This is a genomic window from Streptomyces sp. CA-288835 (assembly GCF_050936385.1).
Classification (GTDB): Bacteria; Actinomycetota; Actinomycetes; order Streptomycetales; family Streptomycetaceae; genus Streptomyces.
Genome location: NZ_JBNJMW010000001.1, coordinates 1,269,124 through 1,288,742, shown reverse-complemented (window position 1 = coordinate 1,288,742; position 19,619 = coordinate 1,269,124). Strand labels below are relative to the sequence as shown.

The window sequence follows — 19,619 nt, the reverse complement described above, 5'->3', positions numbered from 1 at the left end:
CCTCTGCCCATTCGTCTGCCCTTCGGCGGGAGTTCACCATGCCCCGATCCATCGTTCCCACGTCCTCCATGAGCCGTCGGCGGTTCCTCGCCTCGACCGGTGCGGTGTCCCTCGGTGTCGCGCTCGCCGCGTGCAGCGGCGACGGCGACTCCGGCTCCTCCTCCGCCGAGCCCGTGAGCCAGGCCGAGATCGACAAGGCGATGAAGACGCCGACCGAGCTGACGTTCTGGACCTGGGTCCCGGAAATCCAGCAGGAGATCGCGCTCTTCGAGAAGAAGTACCCCGCGATCAAGGTCAAGGTCGTCAACGCCGGCCAGGGCGTGGCCCACTACACCAAGCTGCGTACCGCGCTGAAGGCCGGCAAGGGCGCACCGGACATGGTGCAGATCGAGTACCAGGCGATCCCCACCTTCACGATCACCAACAGCCTGCTGAACCTTGCCCCTTACGGCGCCACGGAACTCAAGGACCAGTTCGTCGACTGGACTTGGGGACAGGTCAGCGGACCCGGCGGAGAGGTCTGGGCGATACCCCAGGACACCGGACCCATGGGGATGCTCTACCGCAAGGACATCTTCGACAAGCACGGCATCCAAGTGCCCGAGACCTGGGAGGAATTCGCCGCCGCGGCTCGCAAGCTCCACAAGGCGGACCCGGACGTCTACCTGACCAACCTCGCGAGGAACGCACCCGCCGCCTGGCATGGCCTGTTGTGGCAGGCCGGCGGAAAGCCGTATGCGACCTCGGGCAAGAGCGATCTCTCCATCAGCGTCGACGACGCCGTCTCCAAGAAGCTCGGCGAGTACTGGGGCGGGCTCGCAAAGGAAGGCGTCATCAGCACCGACCCGGACTTCACCGACCCCTGGTACGCCGGGTTCAACAAGGGCAAGTACGCCACCTGGCTCACCGCGGCCTGGGGCCCGTCCTTCCTGTCCGGCTCGGCCAAGGTGACCTCGGGCAAGTGGCGGGCGGCGCCGCTGCCGCAGTGGGATGCCGCCAAGCCGGTCTCCGGCAACTGGGGCGGCTCCACGACCGCGGTCACCGCGGCCACCAAGAACAAGATCGCGGCGGCGCAGTTCGCGCAGTTCATCAACAGCGATCCGGTGAGCGCCAAGATGTTCGCCACCGAGCAGTTCTTCTTCCCGGCGACCAAGGCCGTGCTCGCGGACGCGAGTTTCACCGGGGCCGCGCCCGAGTTCTACGGCGGTCAGAAGGTCAACCAGATCTTCGCCGACATCAGCGAAACGGTCTCGCCCGAGTTCCAGTGGCCGCCGTTCTACGACCAGGCGGCGACCGACTGGACCGAGACCGTCGGCAAGTCCCTCGCGGATCAGTCGGACACCGTCGCCGCGCTGGGCACGTGGCAGTCCCGGCTCACCTCGTACGCCAAGAAGCAGGGCTTCACCGTCAAGGAGGCGTGAGGTGGCTGCCACGACCGCGGCCTACGCCAGGAAGTCGCGCCGAGCCGGACCGTCCCCGCGTCGCCGGTCCGTCTCGGCAGGCCCCCTGTTCGTAGCCCCGTTCCTGATCCTCTTCGTCCTGCTGTTCCTCGCCCCGCTCGGTTACGCCGCCTACCTGAGCCTCTTCCAGGAACAGCTCATCGGCGGCACGGTCTTCGTCGGTCTCGACAACTACGTCACCGCCCTCAAGGACCCTCAACTCCTGCACGGCGTCGGACGCGTGGCCCTGTTCTTCGTGATCCAGGTTCCGCTGATGCTGCTGCTGGCGCTGCTCTTCGCGCTCGCGCTGGACAGCGGCCTGCTGCGCCTGGCGCGCGTGATCCGGCTGGGCATCTTCGTGCCGTACGCGGTCCCGAGCGTCGTCGCCACCCTCATGTGGGGCTACCTCTACGGCCCGGACTTCGGCCCGTTCGCCCAGCTGAGCCGGAACCTGGACCTGCCCGCCCCGGCCTTCCTCAGCGAGGGCTGGATGCTGGGCAGCCTGGCGAACATCGTGACCTGGGAGTTCGTCGGCTACAACATGATCATCCTGTACGCGGCCCTGCGGACCATCCCGCACGACCTATACGAGGCTGCCGCCATGGACGGCGCCGGCGCCTGGCGCATCGCCTGGTCCATCAAGCTCCCCGCGCTACGGCCCGCGCTGCTCTTGACCCTGCTGTTCTCGGTGATCGGCAGCTTCCAGCTGTTCAACGAACCGAACCTGCTGATGAAGATCGCCCCCGACGTCATCAGCAGCTCCTACACCGCCAACCTCTACGCCTACTCCCTCGCCTTCACCGGCCAGCAGGTCAACTACGCGGCCACGGTGTCCTTCCTCCTCGGTCTGGTCATCGTCATCGCCTCCTACGCCGTGCTGCTCACCGCGAACCGAAGGAGGGACAAGTGACGACCACCATGCCGAAGGCGACGACCGCACCGGCCGGTCCAACAGCCCCCACCGCACCGAAGCGGCGCCAGTCCGCAGCCCCCCGCCGCAGCACCCCGCTGACGATCGCCATGCTGGCGGCCCTGGCGTACTTCCTCCTCCCGCTGTTCTGGCTCCTGGTCGCCTCGACCAAGAGCACCCAGGACCTGTTCGACAGCTTCGGCCTGTGGTTCTCCCGCGCCCCGCAACTGCTGGACAACATCAGCCACACCTTCACCCAGGACGACGGTGTCTTCGTCGACTGGCTGCTCAACACCGCCCTGTATGCCGTCGTCAGCGCGGTCGGCGCGGCGATGATCGCGGCCGCCGCCGGCTACGGCTTCGCCAAGTTCCGCTTCCGCGGCGACCGGGCCGCCTTCAACCTCGTACTCGGCGCGATCATGGTCCCGGCCACGGCACTGGCGATCCCGACCTATCTGCTGTTCGCCGAGGTCGGCCTGGTGAACACCCCTTGGGCGATCATCCTGCCCTCCCTCGTCAACCCTTTCGGTCTCTACCTCATGCGCGTCTACGCGGCCGACGCCATCCCGGACAGCCTGCTGGAGGCGGCGCGCATCGACGGGGCGGGGGAGGGGCGGATCTTCTTCCGGATCGCCCTCAGGCTGCTGGCCCCGGGCCTGGTGACCGTGCTGCTGTTCACGCTCGTGGCGACCTGGAACAACTACTTCCTGCCGCTGATCATGCTCAACGACCCGAATCTGTACCCGATCACGGTCGGTCTCTCCTCCTGGGCCGCCCAGGCGCAGAACGGCGGAGCCGGCGCCAGCAGCGACATGCTCCCGCTCGTCGTGACCGGCTCCCTGATCTCCATCGTGCCGCTCGTCATCGCCTTCCTCATGCTCCAGCGCTACTGGCAGAGCGGCCTGGCCACCGGCGGCGTCAAGCAGTAACTCCCCCTACTTTCCCGGAGGTTGCTACATGGCGGAACTGCCCGCCCGCGTCCTGTTCGGCGCCGCGTACTACCACGAGTACACGCCCGAGTACGACCCCGAACTGCGACCCGACGAACGGCTCAAGACCGACCTCGACCTGATGGCCGAGGCGAACTTCACCGTGATCCGGGTGGGCGAATCGGTCTGGTCGACCTGGGAGCCGGAGAACGGGCGCTTCGACCTCGACTGGCTCCAGCCGGTCCTCGACGGCGCCCACGAGCGCGGCATCTCCGTCATCATCGGCACGCCGACGTACGCGGTGCCGCCGTGGCTGGCCCGCCAATACCCGGAGATCACCGGCGAGTTCGCCACCGGGCAACGTCTCGGCTGGGGAGCCCGCCAGGAGGCGGACTTCACCCACCCCGCGTTCCGCTTCCACGCCGAGCGCATCATCCGCAAGATCGTCGCCCGGTACGCCGACCACCCGGCGGTCATCGGCTGGCAGGTCGACAACGAACCCGGCCTGCACCTCCTCCACAACCACGGCGTCTTCCAGCGCTTCGTCGACCACCTGCGCGCCAGGTACGGGGACGTCGAGACCCTCAACCGCGAGTGGGGTCTGGTGTATTGGTCCCACCGGCTGTCGACGTGGGCGGACCTGTGGACTCCGGACGGCAACGTCCAGCCTCAATACGACGTCGCGTGGCGGGAGTTCCAGGCACGGCAGGTCACCGAGTTCATCGGGTGGCAGGCCGACATCGTGCGCGAGTACGTCCGCTCCGGGCAGTTCGTCACCACCTGCATCTCGTACACACGCCAGGGAGTTGAGGACGAGGAGCTGTCCGCGCGGCTCGACATCGCCTCCGGCAACCCGTACTACGACATGCAGGACGGCCTGCTACTCCCGGATCCCACGCCCGATGACCACGAGCAGAAATGGAAAACCACCGGCGTCTGGTCGATGTACCAGACCGCGGACTGGATGTTCTCCTCCCGCCAGGAACCCTTCCTGGTCACCGAGACCAACGCCCAGTGCATCGGCACCCCGTGGGACAACCGCCCCGCCTACGACGGCCAGTGGCGGCAGGCCGCGTGGGCGCATGTGGCGCGCGGGGCGCGGATGATCGAGTACTGGCAGTGGCAGACACTGCGCTTCGGCGCCGAGACCTACTGGGGCGGCGTCCTGCCGCACAGCGGACAGCCCGGCCGCGCGTACGCCGAACTCGCCCGCCTGGGCGCCGAGTTCGAGGCGGCAGGCCCGCTCGTCGCCGGGCTCGAACCGGACGCCGACATCACGATGGTCTACTCGACGCCGAGCAAGTGGCTGATGCAGAAGCACCCGCCGCTCGCGACCGCCGACGGCGAGCCCGACCCCGCCGCGTACCACCGCATCTTCGACCCCTTCTACCGCGGCGCCTTCGAGGCCGGCCGCCAGGTGCGCATCGTGCACGCCCGGCAGCTGCACGACCCGCGCGGCGAACGGGCGAGCCTGGCGCCGGAGGAGGCCGCACGCCGTCACCCCGTGCTGGTCGTACCGGGGTTGTACATCGCCGCCGACGCCACCCTCGACTGGCTCGCGGCCTATGCCGACGCGGGCGGTCACCTGGTCCTCGGCCCACGCACCGGATACGCCGACCACGAGGCGCGGGCCCGGCACGAGGCGGCGCCCGGCCGCCTGACCGAGGCCGCGGGCGTCACGTACGACGAATTCAGCAACCTCGCGCGCGACCTCCCGGTCCGTCCGGCGCCCGGCAGCCCCCTGCGTCTGCCGCCGGAGGCGTCGGCGACCCGTTGGTCCGACGGCCTGACCGTCACCGACGCCGAGGTCCTGGCGGCGTACGACCACCCGCACTTCGGCCGCTGGCCCGCCATCACCACCCGCCGCCACGGCAGGGGACGTATCACCTACGTCGGTACGATCCCAGGCCGCGCCCTCGCCCGCGCGCTGGCGACCTGGCTGGCACCCTCCGCACGCCACGGCTGGCGGGACCTGCCGGAATCCGTCACCGCGACAACCGGTACGTCCTCCGACGGGCGCCGCGTCAACGTCGTCCACAACTGGAGCTGGGAGCCCGCCCGCGTCTCCGCCCCCGTGTCGCTGACCGACGTCCTGAACGGCACGTCCGTCCCAGCCGGCTCGGCGCTGGACCTCGGCGCCTGGGACGTACGAGTACTTGTTACGTCATCCAACTCCTGATCCTCCAACTCCCGATCCAACTCGACGGCACCACCATGATCATTTCCAATCCCCGAGGAGGGGCTGTGCAGAGAAGAAGACTTGGCAGAGCGACGGGAACGTTCGTCGCGGGTTCGGCGATGCTGGCGCTGACCATGAGCAGCGCGTACGCGTACAACCCGACGGGCGGGATCATCTACCAACTCGGCAATGAAGCCTGCCTGAAGGGCCGGGGCAACTGCGCGATCTACGTCAAGTCGGCGCAGTTGGAGAGCGGACGTCTCGTCGCGACGTTCGAGAAGGCCACCGTCGTAGAGGAGACGGGCAGCGCCGACGGCGAGACGATGCCGGTCTACAAGAGCGACGACTACGGAACGTCGTGGCAGCCACTGGCGGACGTCAAGGCTCCGGCGTACCTCTCCAAGGACCCCAAGTACGCGAAGTACAAGAGCAATTGGGCGAGCCCGTTCCTCTACACGCTTCCCCAGGACGTCGGCAAACTGAAGAAGGGCACGCTGCTCCTCGCGACCATCGTGACGGGCGACGACCACTACTACCTCGAGAACAAGGCCGCCGACCCGAACTGGGTGCCGTCCAACGACGGAGACCGCAGTGACATGGCGCTCGCCCTGTACTCCAGCACCGACGAAGGGGAGTCCTGGAAGGTCCTCAACGTCATCGCGACGGGGGGCTGGCAGGGCGGCAGCGCGGGCGCGATCGGCAAGAACGTCGCCAAGGCGAACGCGTACAAGCAGGTCGATCCCCTCTGGGAGCCGTACCTGATGGTCCACGGCGGCAAGCTCGTCTGCTACTACTCCGACGAGAACGACTACCTCGGCTACGACCCGGTCACCGGTGTGCCGAAGCTGGATCCGGACAACGACACCGCCCCGGACTCGCACGGCCAGATCCTCGTCCACAAGACCTGGAACGGCCGCAGCGCGGAGTGGAGCGAGCCCGTCCTCGATGTCGCGGGCCTGACGCAGGACATGGGCGGCGGCAAGACGCAGATCGGAGGCGGCCGGCCGGGCATGACGACGGTCGTCCCGACGACGGACGGCAAGTGGCTGCTCCCGTACGAGTATTGGGGCGGCGGAACCAACACCCGATACGTGATCGCCGACGACCCGCTGAAGTTCTACCGCGGCGCCACGGACAACCCCGTCACCTCCCTGCCGGTCGACACCGGTTCGCGTCGGCTCGCGGTGAACGGCAGCCCGGTCGTCATCAACCTCCCCGACGGGCGCCTGGTGTACAACGCGGCCGGCAGCGGCAACGTCTGGGTCAACGAGAGCGGACGCAGCGACGGCGTGTGGAAGGAGTACCAGACGAACGCGCCGGCCTCCTACAGCCGCACCCTGCAGTACGTCGAGGGCACCGGCCGTATCTCGATCCTCAACCACCAGGGCACCTCGACGATCCGGTACTCCGAGGTCGACCAAGGCCGTTCGGAGGGCGCCTACTACCAGCTGGTGAACCGGAAGACCGGGCAGGTCATAGGCACCGGTGGCAGGACCAACGACGCCAACATCGGCAACGGGGACGTTCCCGACGTACGCCTGGAGGACGCCGGCTCGGCGGCGAACAAGGACACGCAGTACTGGCATGTGGTTGCCGCGCCGCAGGGTGGCACGACGCTGCTGAACAAGTCGGGCGGCCGCATGGCGGGCATCTGGACCGGGAACGCGACGGTCGGCCAGAGGATCGGCCAGTGGGTCGACAACAGCCCGACAGGCGTCTGGAACCTCGTCAAGACCGACGACGGGTACTACAAGTTCCAGGCCGCCAAGAACACGAACGTCTACCTGACCGGCACATCCGCCGGCGCCCCGCTGACCCTGCAGAACGCGGTCGCGGACGGCTCGCAGGAGTGGCAGCTCGTCCAACAGGCCCCGGCCGCCGCGGACTTGACGAAGGACCGGCGCTCGAAGCGCCTGACGACGAGCACCGTCAGGGGGAACGCCACGGTGTCGCTGAACGCCGCCGCGTCGGATCCCGCGGGCACGGCCCTGCATGCGAACGAGACCGGCCGCGCGTATGCGTTCGCGGCGGACGGCAAGGTCACGGACCTCGGCGCGGTCTCCTTCGACGAGAGCCAGAAGGGCAGCGTGGCGCTTCCGGGGACTCTTGCCGCCGGTACGCAAGTCAAGATCGCCGTGGTGTTCGACGAGGGGCCGCTGATGTGGGACACGGCCAAGGTGCGGGGGAGTGCCTCCGGACGATGATCTGTCGGTGATCTGAAGGCCGTATGGATCAGCAGGGCTTTCACAGGGCTGAGGAGCGGGTTCGTCGCTCCTCAGCCCTGCGTGCTTGTTGTGACCTGCGGTTACCTGGTTCGGTACGCCCGCAGAAAGGTCCGTACTCCCTCGACGACGAGTGGCCGGACGCGGGGGTCCTCCGTGGCGTTCGCGGAACCGAGCCTGTCCAGCGCGACGCCGAAGGTCAGCGCGATGAACTGGTCGGCCGCCAGCCGGGGGTCGGGGACCTCGAGCAGTCCGGCCTCGGCGAGGGCGGCGAACCGCTCGGCGAGGGCCTCGTCGGGGGTGTCGGCCATGGAGTTGTAGCCCTGGTGCGGCAGGTTGCGGGATTCCGCCCGGACCAGTCGTTGCAGCGTCGCGTACTCCGTCGAGCCGAGCATGTCGGTCGCGATGCGCATCGAGAACGTGACCAGGGCGTCCTCGAGTTCGGTGTCCTCGGTGAGGTTGGTGACGGTGTCGTCCAGGGTGCGCCGGATCGTGGTGATCATTTGCTGGCCGACGGCGTCGACGACTGCTTGCAGCAGCGTCTGCTTGTCGCCGAAGTAGTCGTAGACCGTCCGCTTGGACACCTCGGCCCGGGCGGCGATCGCGTCGACGCTGGACCGGTCGAAGCCATCGGCGAGGAACAGTTCCCGGGCTGCCGTGAGGATGGCGGCCCGCTTCCGCGCGGACCCCTCACGCAGTGTCTTCGTGGTCGGCATGGGCTTATCCTAAGCGTTCTACACTGCACGGTGTAGTGTAGTACCGTCCATTGAGTACGAGGCCCACCGCGCCCCGCGTGAATAGCCGCTGTGTCCGCGCCGGGCCCGGCAAGGCGGCAGCGCTACGCGTACGGCCGGCCCCTTACTCGCCCGGCAATGACGGAAAGGACGTTCATGACCACGACCGCGACTCTGGCTCCCCCGGTCCGCATGGGGAAAGCCGCTGTCTGGGCTCTCGGCTTACTGGCAATCTCCACCGGTGCCCTGGAATCCGTGGTGGCGCCGACGCTCCCGCTCCTGCAACGCGAGCTGGATATCAGTCCATCCACAGGGGCGCTGCTCAACATCGTGCTCGCCATCACCGGTGTGCTCGTGACTCCGCTCGCAGGCAAGCTCGGCGACCGCTACGGCGGAAAACGAATCCTGATCAGGCTGATGGCGGTGGTCTCGGTCGGTGGCCTGGTGTCCGCGGTGGCGCCGAACCTGCCCGTGCTGCTGCTCGGCCAGGTACTGCAGGGGGCGATGATAGGCGCACTGCCCCTGTCGTTCATCGTGGTGCGCAAACACCTCCCCGCGGGAGAGTCCAAGGTGGCCATCGGGCTGGTCAGCGGGATGTTCGTGGGGGGCTCGATGGTGGGGCTTCTGGCGGCCGGGCCCGTGGCGGAAGCGCTCTCCCGACACTGGATGTTCGCGCTGCCGACGTTCGCGGTCATCGGGTTCACCCTGCTGGTGAACAGGCTGATGCCGTCTGATCCGCCGGGCCGTTCGGACGGTGCCGGGATCGACTGGCCGGGCATGCTGCTCTTGAGCGGGATACTGCTCACGCTCATGCTCGCGCTCGCGGTGGCGCCCGACGCCGGCTCGCAGCCTCTCGTGCTCGGCGCGCTCATCGTGCTTCTGGCCGCCTTGGTGACCGGATGGGTAGCCGTTGAGCGTCGTGCGGCCGCGCCGATGATCGATCTGCGCATGCTGGCACGGCCTGTGATCTGGAAGTCGTGTGTGCTGACGTTCGTGATCTGCCTCGGCACCGCGACGGGGGTCTTTCTCGTTCCGCAGCTGCTCGACGTGTCCGGCGACGGGTACGGTTTCGGGGCCAGCGCCACCGAGATCGGCTTCATCCTCCTGCCCGGCGCCGTGGTCGCGACGCTGGCCGGGCCGGCCGGTGGGTTCGGGGAGCAGCGCTTCGGCTCGCGTGCCGTGGTCGCTGCCGCGGTCGCCATCATGGCCACCGCCCTGTTCGCCCTGTCAGTCGCACACACCGAGGTCTGGCACATCGTCGTCGGCAAGGCGCTGATCGCGCTTGCGAACGGCCTGTGCGTTACGGCCATGGTGACCAGCATCGCGTCTTCCGTCGATGAGAGTGACACCGGCATCGCCACCAGCCTGATTCTGGTGACTCGCGTGTTGGGCTCCGCCATGGGCGGGATGCTCGGTGGCGTGCTCCTCACCTCGGGGACCCCTTCTGGGGCGGATGTCCCGGCCGAATCGGCCTTCGTCACGGGCTTCCTCATCGCCGGCGTCGTCGCGGTGCTGGCCCTGCCTGTCGTCCGCACCATGAGCAAAGGAGCCAAGGCATGACCCGCACCGATCAGTTGAGGGACATCCGTTCTACGCCCAGGCGCACGGTCCTGATATCCGGGGCCAGCGTCGCGGGACCCGCCCTCGCGTACTGGCTGAACCGCTACGGATTCGCCGTCACCGTGGTCGAGAAGGCGGGCACCCTTCGCGACGGCGGCTACCCCATCGACGTACGCGGCACCGCACTCGAGGTCGTCCGGAGGATGGGAATCCTCCCGCGACTGCAGGACGCGCACATCGACCTGCGCCGGCTGACCTTCCTCGACGGCGACGGCAGCGAGGTGGCCTCGGTCAACCCGCACACCGTCACCGGCGGTGTCACGGGACAGGACCTGGAGGTACGGCGCGGGGACCTGACCAGCGCTCTCTACACGGCGGTCCGCGACGACGTGGAGTTCCTGTTCAACGACTCCATCGACACCCTCGACCAGCAGTCCGGCCACGGGGTCGACGTCACCTTCCGCGGGGGCAGCAGCCGTACGTTCGACATGGTGATCGGAGCGGACGGACTGCACTCACGCACCCGGGAGTTGGTGTTCGGCCCCGAGGAACAGTTCCACCGCTACCTCGGCTACTGCTTCGCCGTATTCACCATGCGCAACACCTTCGGCCTCTCCCACGAGACCCTGATGTGGAACACCCCGGGCAGAGCCGCGGCCCTCTACGCCGTAGGGGACACCGACGAAGTACACGCCTTCCTCAACTTCGCCCACCCGCAACCGCCGTACGCCGCGTTCCGCAACCCAGAAGCCCAACGGGCCCTGGTCGCCACGGTCTTCGCTGACGCTGGATGGCAGGTCCCCGGCATGCTCGCCGCCCTGCGCGACGCGGACGACCTGTTCTTCGACGCGGTCAGCCAGATCCGCATGCCCCGCTGGTCCAGCGGCAGGGTCGCGCTCGTGGGCGACGCCGCGTACGCACCCTCGTTCCTCACCGGACAGGGCACCAGCCTCGCGCTCGTCGGCGCGTACATGCTCGCCGCTTCGCTGGCCGACCGTGACCACGCCGCAGGCTTCGCCGCCTACGAACACAGCACCCGCGAGTTCGTGACGATGAACCAGGGTTTGGTCGGCGAGGGTGGTGCCACACTCTTCCCCACCACCGCCCACGCCCTGGAACAGCGCAACGACATGCTGCGCAACCTCAGCACCATGCCTTCCGCGGAGGGCAGACCGGCCCACTCGGCGCTCACTCTGCCCGAGTTCATCCGGATTCCTCCGTGGACACCCCCGCCTTCAGGCGGGGCAGGAGACGGCGTCCTGCGGAGCAGGGCAGGGAAAGCCGATTCGCCTCCCGGGCGGATCGGCGTCCATCGCCAACTACCAGGCAGGAATCACAAGTTGATGTGATAGTTTGTGAGCCATGGCCACTCACGTGAAGCGGGCCTTCAAGTACCGCTTCTATCCGACCGATGCGCAGGCAGCCGAGCTGTCACGCACCTTCGGATGCGTGCGCAAGGTCTACAACATGGCCCTCGCCGCCCGTACCGAGGCGTGGGCGCGGCAGGAACGGGTCAACTACAACCAGACCTCGGCCCTGCTGACCGCGTGGAAGAAGACCGAGGAACTGGCCTACCTCAACGAGGTCTCCTCCGTGCCGCTGCAGCAGGCCTTGCGGCACCTGCAGGCCGCCTTCGCGAACTTCTTCGCCAAACGCGCCAAGTACCCGCGCTTCAAGGCGAAGAAGACCTCCCGGGCGAGCGCGGAGTACACCTCCTCCGCCTTCCGGTTCCGCGACGGCCAGCTGACACTGGCGAAGATGGCCGACCCGCTGGACATCGTCTGGTCCCGTTCCCTGCCCGAGGGGGCGACGCCGAGCACGGTGACGGTGAGCCGGGACAGCGCGGGACGCTGGTACGTTTCCCTGCTGTGCGAGGATCCGCGGGTCAAGCCGCTCGCGGCCACCGATACGGCGGTCGGCATCGACGTGGGCCTGGACCACCTGCTCACGCTGTCGACCGGGGAGAAGATCGCCAACCCGCGGCACGAGCGCCGCGACCGCGAGCGCCTGGCCAAGGCCCAGCGGGAGCTGTCCCGCAAGGCCAAGGGTGAGGGCGCCAACCGGCAAAAGGCCCGCCAGAAGGTCGCCAAGATCCACGCCCGGATCGCCGACCGCAGGCGGGATGTGCTGCACAAGCTGACCACTCGACTCGTGCGTGAAAACCAAACGCTCGTGATCGAGGATCTGACCGTACGCAACATGGTCAAGAACAGGAGCCTGGCCCGCGCCATCTCGGATGCCGCGTGGTCCCAGTTCCGCAGCATGCTGGAGTACAAGGCCGACTGGTACGGGCGGCAAGTGGTCGCGGTGGACCGCTTCTTTCCCTCCACCCGGCTGTGCTCGACCTGCGGCAGCCTCGCTGAGGCGATGCCGCTGCATGTCCGTACCTGGACGTGCGGCAGCTGCGGCACGACCCATGACCGGGACGTGAACGCCGCTGAGAACCTTCTGGCCGCCGGGCTGGCGGTGTCTGTCTGTGGAGCCGGTGTAAGACCTCAACGGAGAACTCCGGGCGGGCAGTCGGCGGTGAAGCAGAAAACCCCACGGCGCGAGCCGTAGGAATCCCCCTCGTCCACGAGAGGGAGGAAGTCAACGAGCCCACGTCCGTACCGACGATGAAGACGCGTTCGTGGCCGGGGTGCCGCAGCAGTTGGTGCAGGTCCTCGGCCACGTCTCGCTTGGTCCAGTGCCCTGCCGGGATGGCCGAGTCGCCGGAACCGCGCAGGTCCGGTGCGACGACCGTGAAGCCCCGCTCAGCGAGGAGCGGCATAACGGCCCGCCATTCGATCCAGGTGAACGGCCAGTTGTGCACGAGGACGACCACGGGACCGGCGCCGCCAATCACATGGCCCGAACCGGCGTGACCATGACCGAGTTTGCGGTCCTGCTCCTCTTGAGCGAGGCCCCCGACCGGCGCATGCGTATGTCCGCACTCGCTGCCGCGGCCGGTCTCACACCCTCCCGCATCACCCGCGTGGTCGATGGGCTGGCCCACCACGGCATGGTCCGCAAGGAACGTCACGACAACGATCGACGCGGCAACCACGCCGTCCTCACGGACACCGGTCTGCGCGCCATGCGCTCGGCCCAAGCCACCCACCTTGCCAGCGCACGGCGGCGCGTCCTCGACCACATCCCTGAGCACCTGGTGCCGGATCTAGCCCAGGCCCTTGCCGGGACCACCGAAGCCCTGTATCAGCCCTGAACTGCGGTGACATAAGCAAAGGCGAAGCGCGGGACTGCCTGGAGGATTGCGCGATCGCCAGTGCCGGCGATCGCGCGATCGGTTACAGGTGCGCAGCCAGGAACGGCCGGACCACGTCGGCCATCTCGTCGGGTACTTCCTCGGCGAGGTCGTGCCCGGCGTCGAAGACGTGGCCGGTGACGTCGTGGGCCATGAGTCGCATCTGGGACTCGTTGCGGTCGCCGATGAACGCCGAGCCGCCGAGCGCCAGCACCGGGATGTCGAGCTTCTTCTGCGCGGACTGCCGGTTCTGTTCGGCGTCTACGAGCATCGCCCGGTAGATCGCGAGCATGGCGCGGATACCGCCGGGCATGGAGTAGCAGCGCACGTATTCCTCGATCGCGTCGGGCGTGGCGCTGTCGGGACGGCTGCGCTCAAACTTGATCATGTAAGTGATCAGCTCACGCTCGTGCCCGGCGATCAGCATCTCGGGAACGTCCGGCTGGAAGTAGAAGCCCAGATGCCACAGATGCATGCCGCTGGAGACGTTCGCCGGGGTGAGGGCGGTGTGATCCTCGAAGCCGAAGCCGGGAAACAGGGCCTCGGCGAACACGAGGCCGCTGACGTTCTCGCGGTGGCGGGCGGCGAGCTGGTAGCCGATCACCGCTCCCCAGTCCTCGCCGATCACGGCATACGTCCCGTGCCCGAGATGGGTCATCAGTGCGGCGATGTCGTCGCTCATCGTCGCGGAGTCGTAGCCGTCCGCGGGGCGGGCGGAGTCGCCGAGACCGCGCAGGTCCGGCACGACGACGGTGTAATGGGGAGTCAGCTTCGGGGCGAGGTGGCGCCAGTGATAGCCGGTCTTGGGCACGCCGTGCAGCAGCACCACCGCGGGGCCGGACCCGGCCGTCCGGAAGTGCAGACTCGTTCCGTTGACGGGGGCGCGGCCGGTGCGGACGGGCGCTCCGTCATGGTCGTACATCATGTTCTTTCAGCCTTCCCTGTTCCATGTCCGTCGCGGTGCGGGTGTCATGCGGGTTCCGGCGCCTATTCTTGAGCGTTCGATACAGATTCTGGTCATGAAAAGGTCAGTCGAGGGCGGCCAGCGCGACCTCCACGAGGGGTTCGAGGGCCTTGAGGTCCGGCGTGATCTTCGAGGAGACCAGTAGGCCGTTGAGGAAGGTGACGAGGTAGGCGGCGAGCGTGTGCGGGTCGTGCCGCGCCGCGATCTCACCCCGCTCGCCCGCCACTCGCAGCACCTCGGCGAGGGCGTCCCGGCTGGCGTCCTGCATGTCCCGCACGATGCGCCGGACCGACGGGTCCTCCGGCAGGCGCTCGCAGGCGGCATTGACCGCCAGGCAGCCCCGGCCGCCCTGCTCGACGGCGATGCGCATCCGCTCGACCAGGAGCGTGCGGATCGCCGAGCGGGCATCAGCACCCTCCTTCAGGCTGCGCAGGGCAGCCGCCGCGAGGGTGGTGCGGTAGTGCTCCAGCGCGGCACGGTACAGGCCGTCCTTGTCGCCGAATGCCGCGTACAACGAGCCCTGCCCGATTCCCAGTTGGCGGGTCAGGTCTCGCACCGAGGTCGCCTCGTAGCCACGCGTCCAGAACAGCTCCATCGCGCGGCTCACCGCCGCCTCGGTGTCGAACTCCCGGGTCCTTGCCATGGCACCACCGTAGGGTATCTGGATCGTACGCTCAAGAAAGTGCTGCCCGGCGGGCGATACCCAGCGCCGCCGTGCGCACGGCTCACCTTCTCGCCCAGGGCGCCCGGGCGAACTGTTCGTGCAGCGGGAGCGGGGAGATCAGGCGGCAGAACGGGCCGTACACCTCCTTGCCGTGGGAGTCGGGGGCGCCGTACGAGGTGAGTTTGGCTGTCTCCAGGGGGGTGTGCGGGGCTTTGAGGTCGGTCCAGGGGCCGGGGACGAAGGCGGTGCGGCCGGCGCGGGGGCGTTTGGCGGTCTCGGTGAGGCCGGTTGCGGCGAGGGCGGACTGGGCGGCCTTGTGGCGGGCGGGGGACCAGGCGTTCCAGCGGCGGATGTTGCGGTCCGTGGGGTGGGCGAGGGTGAGGAGCTGGAGGTAGAGGGCGGCGGCGTCCTCGTCGAGGGCGAGGGTGGTGGCGACCTCGCTGACCAGGGCCGGGACGCTGAGGAGGGGGTTGGCTTCGTACGAGCCGGGCGGCACCGGGGTGGTGGCGGCGCGCTGGACCATGCGGGCCAGGCCGCCGTCCGGGGTGTAGAGCTGGGTCGCGTCGGGGGTGGAGGCTCGGAGGAAGACCTGGCCGTGGGGGAGGGTGACGACGAGGCTGCCGTTGTCGTACGCCGTCGGGAGCGTGTGGCCGCCCGGCTGGTAGGGCCTGCTGCGCAGGTGGAACGGGCCTTCGTACGGCTTGAAGTTCGGGTCCGTCGCCACGGACGCGGCGAGGTCTGGGCGGGGGGTCAGGGGGACCAGGTACGTCGGGGAGTCCAGGAGGGTGCGCAGGTCTTCGTACAGACCGGTGGCCCAGGCGACGGACGGGTCGCCCACGGGGCGTTCGGTGAGCGCCCAGGCCAGGGCCGTCGCCGGGACCACGTGCGGCAGGTCGCCGGAGCGGATCCAGGAGCCGGTCGTGCCGTCGGACTCGTCGTGGTGCAGGGCGAAGTGGCCTGAGACGCTGCCCTCGACCAGCGCGAACCCCTTGTCCTGGGCGGGGATCGCGGCGCCCGTCGCGAGGCGGTGGGCCCAGTCACCGGTGATGGCGAGGTCGGTCTCCAGGCCGTCGGCCAGGTCCTCGTCGACGTACGGGGTCTGCCCGACCAGGCCGTTCCAGGCATCCGCCATGCGCTCGGCGGCGGCGACCATGCCGTCCTCCGTCCACAGGCCGGGGAGCTCGGCGGGGTCGTCCGGCAGGCCTGCCGCGAGGACGGACAGGCGGCCGGAGGACCCGAGGCGGTAGCCGCCGTAGTCCCAGACCAGGCTCTTGCTCGCGTTGTACGGCGCCGACCGCAGCAGCTTCTCGTACTCCTTCCCAACACCGTAGGGCAGGCCGCCCAGCGCCAGGGCGGCGATGGCCCGCCGTACGCCCGTACGGCGGGAGAACGCCTCCAGCGCGGCGGGGGAGAGGGGCAAGGGGCCCTGGGCCGCGAGGAGTTCGAGCAGTTGGGCAAGACGGGCGGAGTCGTCGCGGGTGAGCGTGACGGTCCTGCACCCGGTGGCCTCGGAGGGTGCCGGGTCCGTGGCCCGCTGGACGAAGCGCTCCCCGGCGTCATCCCTGACACCCGGGTCGTCCGGCGGACCGGATGCGATCACCCATCCCTCCGCCCGGTGCGCTGCGAGCGCGGGCGCCGGTGCCTGCCCCGTGCGCCAACTGCTGCCATGCTCCGCGAAGGGCTGTTCGCGCCAGGTCTCCAACAGGGCCAGCAGACAGGCCCGTTCGGATTCGGCGGTCGTGGACATGAGCGCTCGCCATGCCACCGCGTCGATCCAGCCGAGCAGCACGGTCCAGTCGAGGGGCCGGGCCGGAGGCGCGAGACGGCGGGTCTCGTCGTCGATTTCGCCGCGCAGATGGCGGCCGTCGGCGGCCAGGGCGGTGAGCATGGCGGGCCGCGGCTGCGGCCTGGGTGCCTTGTAGTGCCCGGGTTCGTCCCGCAGCCCGCGCAGTGCGATGGTCAACTCCGTGTCCGGTACGGGGTCCTTCAGCGTGACCGCGGGTCCGGACCGCATGATGCTCACGCGCCGGGAGAGCTCCTCACGGCGGCGCCGCACGTCGGCGGCCAGGCGGACCGCCCGCAGCACGCCCTCACGGAGGTCAGAGTCCGTCAACTCCGGTATTAGCTCCGGCAGTACGTCGGTGAGGGCGGCCTGCGCGTCGAGGAGACTGCGTACGGTCTCGTCGTCGACCGCACGCAGCGCCGCCGAGGCCGCCGGGTCCCGGGGGACGAGGAAGTGCCAGTACGCGGGCGGGGGGAACGGCATGGGTCCGGCGGCGGCCGACGGCTTGTGCCACGGGTGCTTGGGGTCCGGGAAACTGCGGACCTCCCACAGCAGCGAACCGTCTTCGACTGCGACGCACCGGACGTTGATCTGCTCCGCCAGCACGCCGTCCTCGCCGCCCTCGGGCAGTCGCAGGATGCCCCACGGGTCCTGGCCCTGCCGGGAGACCCGGTAGGTCGCCTCGCGCCCGTCGATTCCCTCCAGGACGAAGCGGTCGGGTGCGTTGTTCCGGTACTTCGTACGGAACAGCACCCGGAAGCCGACCAGGGAACCGGCCTGTCCCAGCGGCGACTTGGGGGCGCCCGGCGGCATGGGGGCCAGGGAGAGGGTTTCCTTGAAGACCGCCGTGCCCGGGGGCAGGGTGCCCGTGCCGGGGAAGTCCGGCAGGGTGGTGTCCTCGGTGCGGGCGCCGGTGGCCGGGTCGAGGCGGGCCCAGCCGTCCCTGTACACGGCCGCGCTCCACACCCGCTTGCCGTCCGACATCTGCAGTTCGTGGCTGTCGATGCCCTCGCGGCCGCCGGGGCGCAGCACCCGCTCGCCGTCGTGCCGGCCGTCGCCGTCGGCGGTCTCGAACTGGAAACCGAGGGCACCGTCGATGGAGCCGCCGTACGGCACCATGCCGAGGACGTTCTCCGGCTCGAAGACCTCGTCGGGGGCCTCTGCCCAGAACGCGCGGTCACTGAAATAGCGTTGTGCGTCCGTCGTCCAGCCGACCAGGAACTTCCCGCCCACGTAGTGCACGGTGTGCAGGGTCGCGTCGTCCGGGATGCGGAAGGTGCAGGAGGCGCGGCGGCCGGCGTGGTCGACGGCGATGGCCCGGTCGTGGGAGTACAGCGTCAGCACGGGCCAGGTGCAGGTGACGGCCGTGATCTCGGCGAGGGGCAGCTCGGTGAGGGCGTCCTCCAGCGCGGGCCAGCTCAGCTCCTCCGGCAGCCCGGCCCGCAGGGCGCGCGTCAACGGGCCGGTCAGGTCGAGAGAGGCGAGGGCCTCCTCGATGCCGTCCAGCGCGGTGGCGGTGGGGCGGTCGAGGAGGGTGGCGAGCTCGTCGACCGCCTCGTGCGCAGCGCCGAGCCCGCCGCCGCGCAGCGCGTCGAGCAGGCTGTTGATCCGGGTCAGGACCTCGGCGGCGATGCCCTCGTTGCCCGGCAGCAGGGTGATCGCCGTACCGCCTCCACGTTGGCCCCAAAGCGGCCTGTGCAGGCTCTCGTGAACCGTGCCCTCCAAGCGGCGGCCGAACACCGGATGCGCGGCCACCGCCTTCAGATCGCGGCGCGAGTCGTCGCCCCAGAACCGCAGCAGGACCGTCTCGCCCGGGTCGTGCACCTCTATGCCCTCGGCCAGGCAGGCGTCCAGCAGATCCGCGTCGATATCGGTGTGACGGCGCCACTTGGTCTCGTGCAGCCGCACCGGCTCGCCCGCCGCGCGCAGGCGCGGGGCGAACAGCGCCAGCAGTTCGAACAGCTCGGGCGGCATGGGCTGACGGCAGATACCACCGTACGGAACCTGTTGGTACGCGTACTCCCGGGTGAACCGGCTCAGCCAGGCGGGCAGCCCGCCCTCCGGGGTGAGGCGCCCCGCCGCCACCGACTCGGCCGCTCCGCAGCGCAGCAGCAGACGCACCCAGGGGGCGCCGTCCGCCCGCGTCGGCGGGAACAGGTCCACCAACACCGCGTTCACCGCGTCACCCTGCGGATGCTCCGCCAGTACGACCGCCGCCGCGTCCAGCAGGGCACTAGGCACCGCCTTGCCGCGTGCCCCGCGCAGCGCCACGCCCAGCAGCCGGGTCTCCTCGCCCGTGCCCAGTCCCGCGGCTCGGGCGGAGGCACGGATCAGCTTGGCCAGGTCGGCGGGGAGGTCACCGGGGGAGGCCGCCCAAGCCTCCAGCAGCCGTACGAGCTCCTCGTGCGCCCGCTCCGGAGGCAGCGTTGCCGCCAGTCGGCGCTGCTGCGTCGTCAACTCCTTGGCGGGCAGCGCACCGGCCCGCGCAAACAGCAGCGCGTTCTCCCTGAGCCGATCCATGTCCACGGGCAGCGCATGGTCCTGCTCGGCCTTCCGCGCGAGGGCGTACGCACGGCTCGCCTGCTTGGGGAACGACAGGCTCATGCGGTGGGCGAGGGAGTCCCAGAACGGCGGCAGGTGCGCCGGGGGCAACCGCCGTGCCCGCCACGTCATGTCATCCAGAAACCGGCCCGGCTTCTCGTACGCCCGCATCAGGCCCGACTCGACCACCTCCATCAACTCGCGCGCGGCCGGCTCGGCGCCCGCGTCGTGGACGAGGACCCAGTCGACGTACGGCACAAGGGAGTTGGGCTTTGGAGGCAGCGTGACGGTCATACGGAAGATCCTGACACGCGCCACTGACAGTCGGGGGCGCCGCGACTTGGCACCGCCGCCGGACACCTCCGTACAGACGCCGTGGTCATTGCAGTGCCCGGCAGCCCAAGAGGCGGGCTGGGCCCAATGCCGTGACTCTCAACTTCAGCTGGACAT

General features: G+C 69.3%; 11 protein-coding genes and 3 pseudogenes. 9 read left to right on the top strand and 5 right to left on the bottom strand.

Annotation, left to right across the window (positions count from 1 at the left end; all coding sequences use genetic code 11):
* Positions 1-38 precede the first annotated feature (38 nt).
* From ACQEVY_RS05965 to ACQEVY_RS05945, 5 genes and pseudogenes are all read left to right on the top strand, one after another.
* The gene (locus ACQEVY_RS05965) at positions 39-1,421 is read left to right on the top strand and encodes an ABC transporter substrate-binding protein (protein WP_432945536.1); all 1,383 of its coding nucleotides are present in this window, start codon (positions 39-41) and stop codon (positions 1,419-1,421) included.
* Position 1,422: 1 nt separating this feature from the next.
* The gene (locus tag ACQEVY_RS05960) at positions 1,423-2,349 is read left to right on the top strand and encodes a carbohydrate ABC transporter permease (protein WP_432945534.1); all 927 of its coding nucleotides are present in this window, start codon (positions 1,423-1,425) and stop codon (positions 2,347-2,349) included.
* Positions 2,346-3,278, top strand: coding sequence for a carbohydrate ABC transporter permease (locus ACQEVY_RS05955; RefSeq protein ID WP_432945531.1), 933 nt, complete (start codon positions 2,346-2,348; stop codon positions 3,276-3,278). Before ACQEVY_RS05960 ends, ACQEVY_RS05955 begins: the two co-directional genes overlap by 4 nt.
* Positions 3,279-3,306: 28 nt before the next feature.
* Positions 3,307-5,457, top strand: a complete 2,151-nt coding sequence (locus ACQEVY_RS05950; protein ID WP_432945529.1) for a beta-galactosidase — start codon at positions 3,307-3,309, stop codon at positions 5,455-5,457.
* Positions 5,458-5,576: 119 nt separating this feature from the next.
* A pseudogene (locus tag ACQEVY_RS05945) lies at positions 5,577-7,322 on the top strand (RICIN domain-containing protein); the annotation flags it as partial.
* Positions 7,323-7,762: 440 nt separating this feature from the next.
* Here the strand turns inward: ACQEVY_RS05945 and ACQEVY_RS05940 are convergent.
* The gene (locus ACQEVY_RS05940) at positions 7,763-8,395 is read right to left on the bottom strand and encodes a TetR/AcrR family transcriptional regulator (RefSeq protein ID WP_432945527.1); all 633 of its coding nucleotides are present in this window, start codon (positions 8,393-8,395) and stop codon (positions 7,763-7,765) included.
* A gap of 174 nt (positions 8,396-8,569) precedes the next feature.
* On the opposite strand from ACQEVY_RS05940, the gene ACQEVY_RS05935 reads away from it, so the two are divergent.
* The 3 genes and pseudogenes from ACQEVY_RS05935 to ACQEVY_RS05925 all read left to right on the top strand — a co-directional run.
* Positions 8,570-9,973 carry an MFS transporter gene (locus ACQEVY_RS05935; RefSeq protein ID WP_432945524.1) on the top strand — a complete coding sequence of 468 codons (1,404 nt, stop codon included), beginning with the start codon at positions 8,570-8,572 and terminating at the stop codon, positions 9,971-9,973.
* Positions 9,970-11,322 carry an FAD-dependent monooxygenase gene (locus ACQEVY_RS05930; RefSeq protein WP_432945522.1) on the top strand — a complete coding sequence of 451 codons (1,353 nt, stop codon included), beginning with the start codon at positions 9,970-9,972 and terminating at the stop codon, positions 11,320-11,322. Before ACQEVY_RS05935 ends, ACQEVY_RS05930 begins: the two co-directional genes overlap by 4 nt.
* Before the next feature lie 13 nt (positions 11,323-11,335).
* Positions 11,336-12,415: pseudogene (locus ACQEVY_RS05925) on the top strand (RNA-guided endonuclease InsQ/TnpB family protein); the annotation flags it as partial.
* Here ACQEVY_RS05925 and ACQEVY_RS05920 read toward each other — a convergent pair.
* Positions 12,372-12,797: pseudogene (locus ACQEVY_RS05920) on the bottom strand (alpha/beta fold hydrolase); the annotation flags it as partial. The pseudogenes ACQEVY_RS05925 and ACQEVY_RS05920 overlap by 44 nt on opposite strands.
* A gap of 42 nt (positions 12,798-12,839) precedes the next feature.
* On the opposite strand from ACQEVY_RS05920, the gene ACQEVY_RS05915 reads away from it, so the two are divergent.
* A complete protein-coding gene (locus tag ACQEVY_RS05915) occupies positions 12,840-13,178 on the top strand; it encodes a MarR family winged helix-turn-helix transcriptional regulator (RefSeq protein ID WP_432945520.1) in 339 nt (112 codons plus the stop codon).
* An 82-nt stretch (positions 13,179-13,260) separates the two neighbouring features.
* On the opposite strand, the gene ACQEVY_RS05910 is transcribed toward ACQEVY_RS05915, so the two are convergent.
* The 3 genes from ACQEVY_RS05910 to ACQEVY_RS05900 form a co-directional block, all read right to left on the bottom strand.
* The gene (locus ACQEVY_RS05910; RefSeq protein ID WP_432945518.1) at positions 13,261-14,142 is read right to left on the bottom strand and encodes an alpha/beta fold hydrolase; all 882 of its coding nucleotides are present in this window, start codon (positions 14,140-14,142) and stop codon (positions 13,261-13,263) included.
* Positions 14,143-14,245: 103 nt separating this feature from the next.
* Positions 14,246-14,824 (bottom strand): TetR/AcrR family transcriptional regulator, encoded by a 579-nt coding sequence (locus ACQEVY_RS05905; RefSeq protein WP_432945516.1) that lies wholly within the window; start codon positions 14,822-14,824, stop codon positions 14,246-14,248.
* A gap of 82 nt (positions 14,825-14,906) precedes the next feature.
* Complete coding sequence (locus ACQEVY_RS05900) at positions 14,907-19,463, bottom strand: hypothetical protein (protein ID WP_432945514.1); 4,557 nt, start codon at positions 19,461-19,463, stop codon at positions 14,907-14,909.
* Between the last annotated feature and the right edge of the window lie 156 nt (positions 19,464-19,619).

Excerpts from the sequence above, each read along its gene's own strand:
- ACQEVY_RS05965 (WP_432945536.1), top strand. The coding sequence starts at position 39 with ATGCCCCGATCCATCGTTCCCACGTCCTCCATGAGCCGTCGGCGGTTC.
- ACQEVY_RS05950 (WP_432945529.1), top strand. The coding sequence starts at position 3,307 with ATGGCGGAACTGCCCGCCCGCGTCCTGTTCGGCGCCGCGTACTACCAC.
- ACQEVY_RS05940 (WP_432945527.1), bottom strand. The coding sequence starts at position 8,395 with ATGCCGACCACGAAGACACTGCGTGAGGGGTCCGCGCGGAAGCGGGCC.
- ACQEVY_RS05935 (WP_432945524.1), top strand. The coding sequence starts at position 8,570 with ATGACCACGACCGCGACTCTGGCTCCCCCGGTCCGCATGGGGAAAGCC.
- ACQEVY_RS05930 (WP_432945522.1), top strand. The coding sequence starts at position 9,970 with ATGACCCGCACCGATCAGTTGAGGGACATCCGTTCTACGCCCAGGCGC.
- ACQEVY_RS05915 (WP_432945520.1), top strand. The coding sequence starts at position 12,840 with ATGACCGAGTTTGCGGTCCTGCTCCTCTTGAGCGAGGCCCCCGACCGG.
- ACQEVY_RS05910 (WP_432945518.1), bottom strand. The coding sequence starts at position 14,142 with ATGATGTACGACCATGACGGAGCGCCCGTCCGCACCGGCCGCGCCCCC.
- ACQEVY_RS05905 (WP_432945516.1), bottom strand. The coding sequence starts at position 14,824 with ATGGCAAGGACCCGGGAGTTCGACACCGAGGCGGCGGTGAGCCGCGCG.
- ACQEVY_RS05900 (WP_432945514.1), bottom strand. The coding sequence starts at position 19,463 with ATGACCGTCACGCTGCCTCCAAAGCCCAACTCCCTTGTGCCGTACGTC.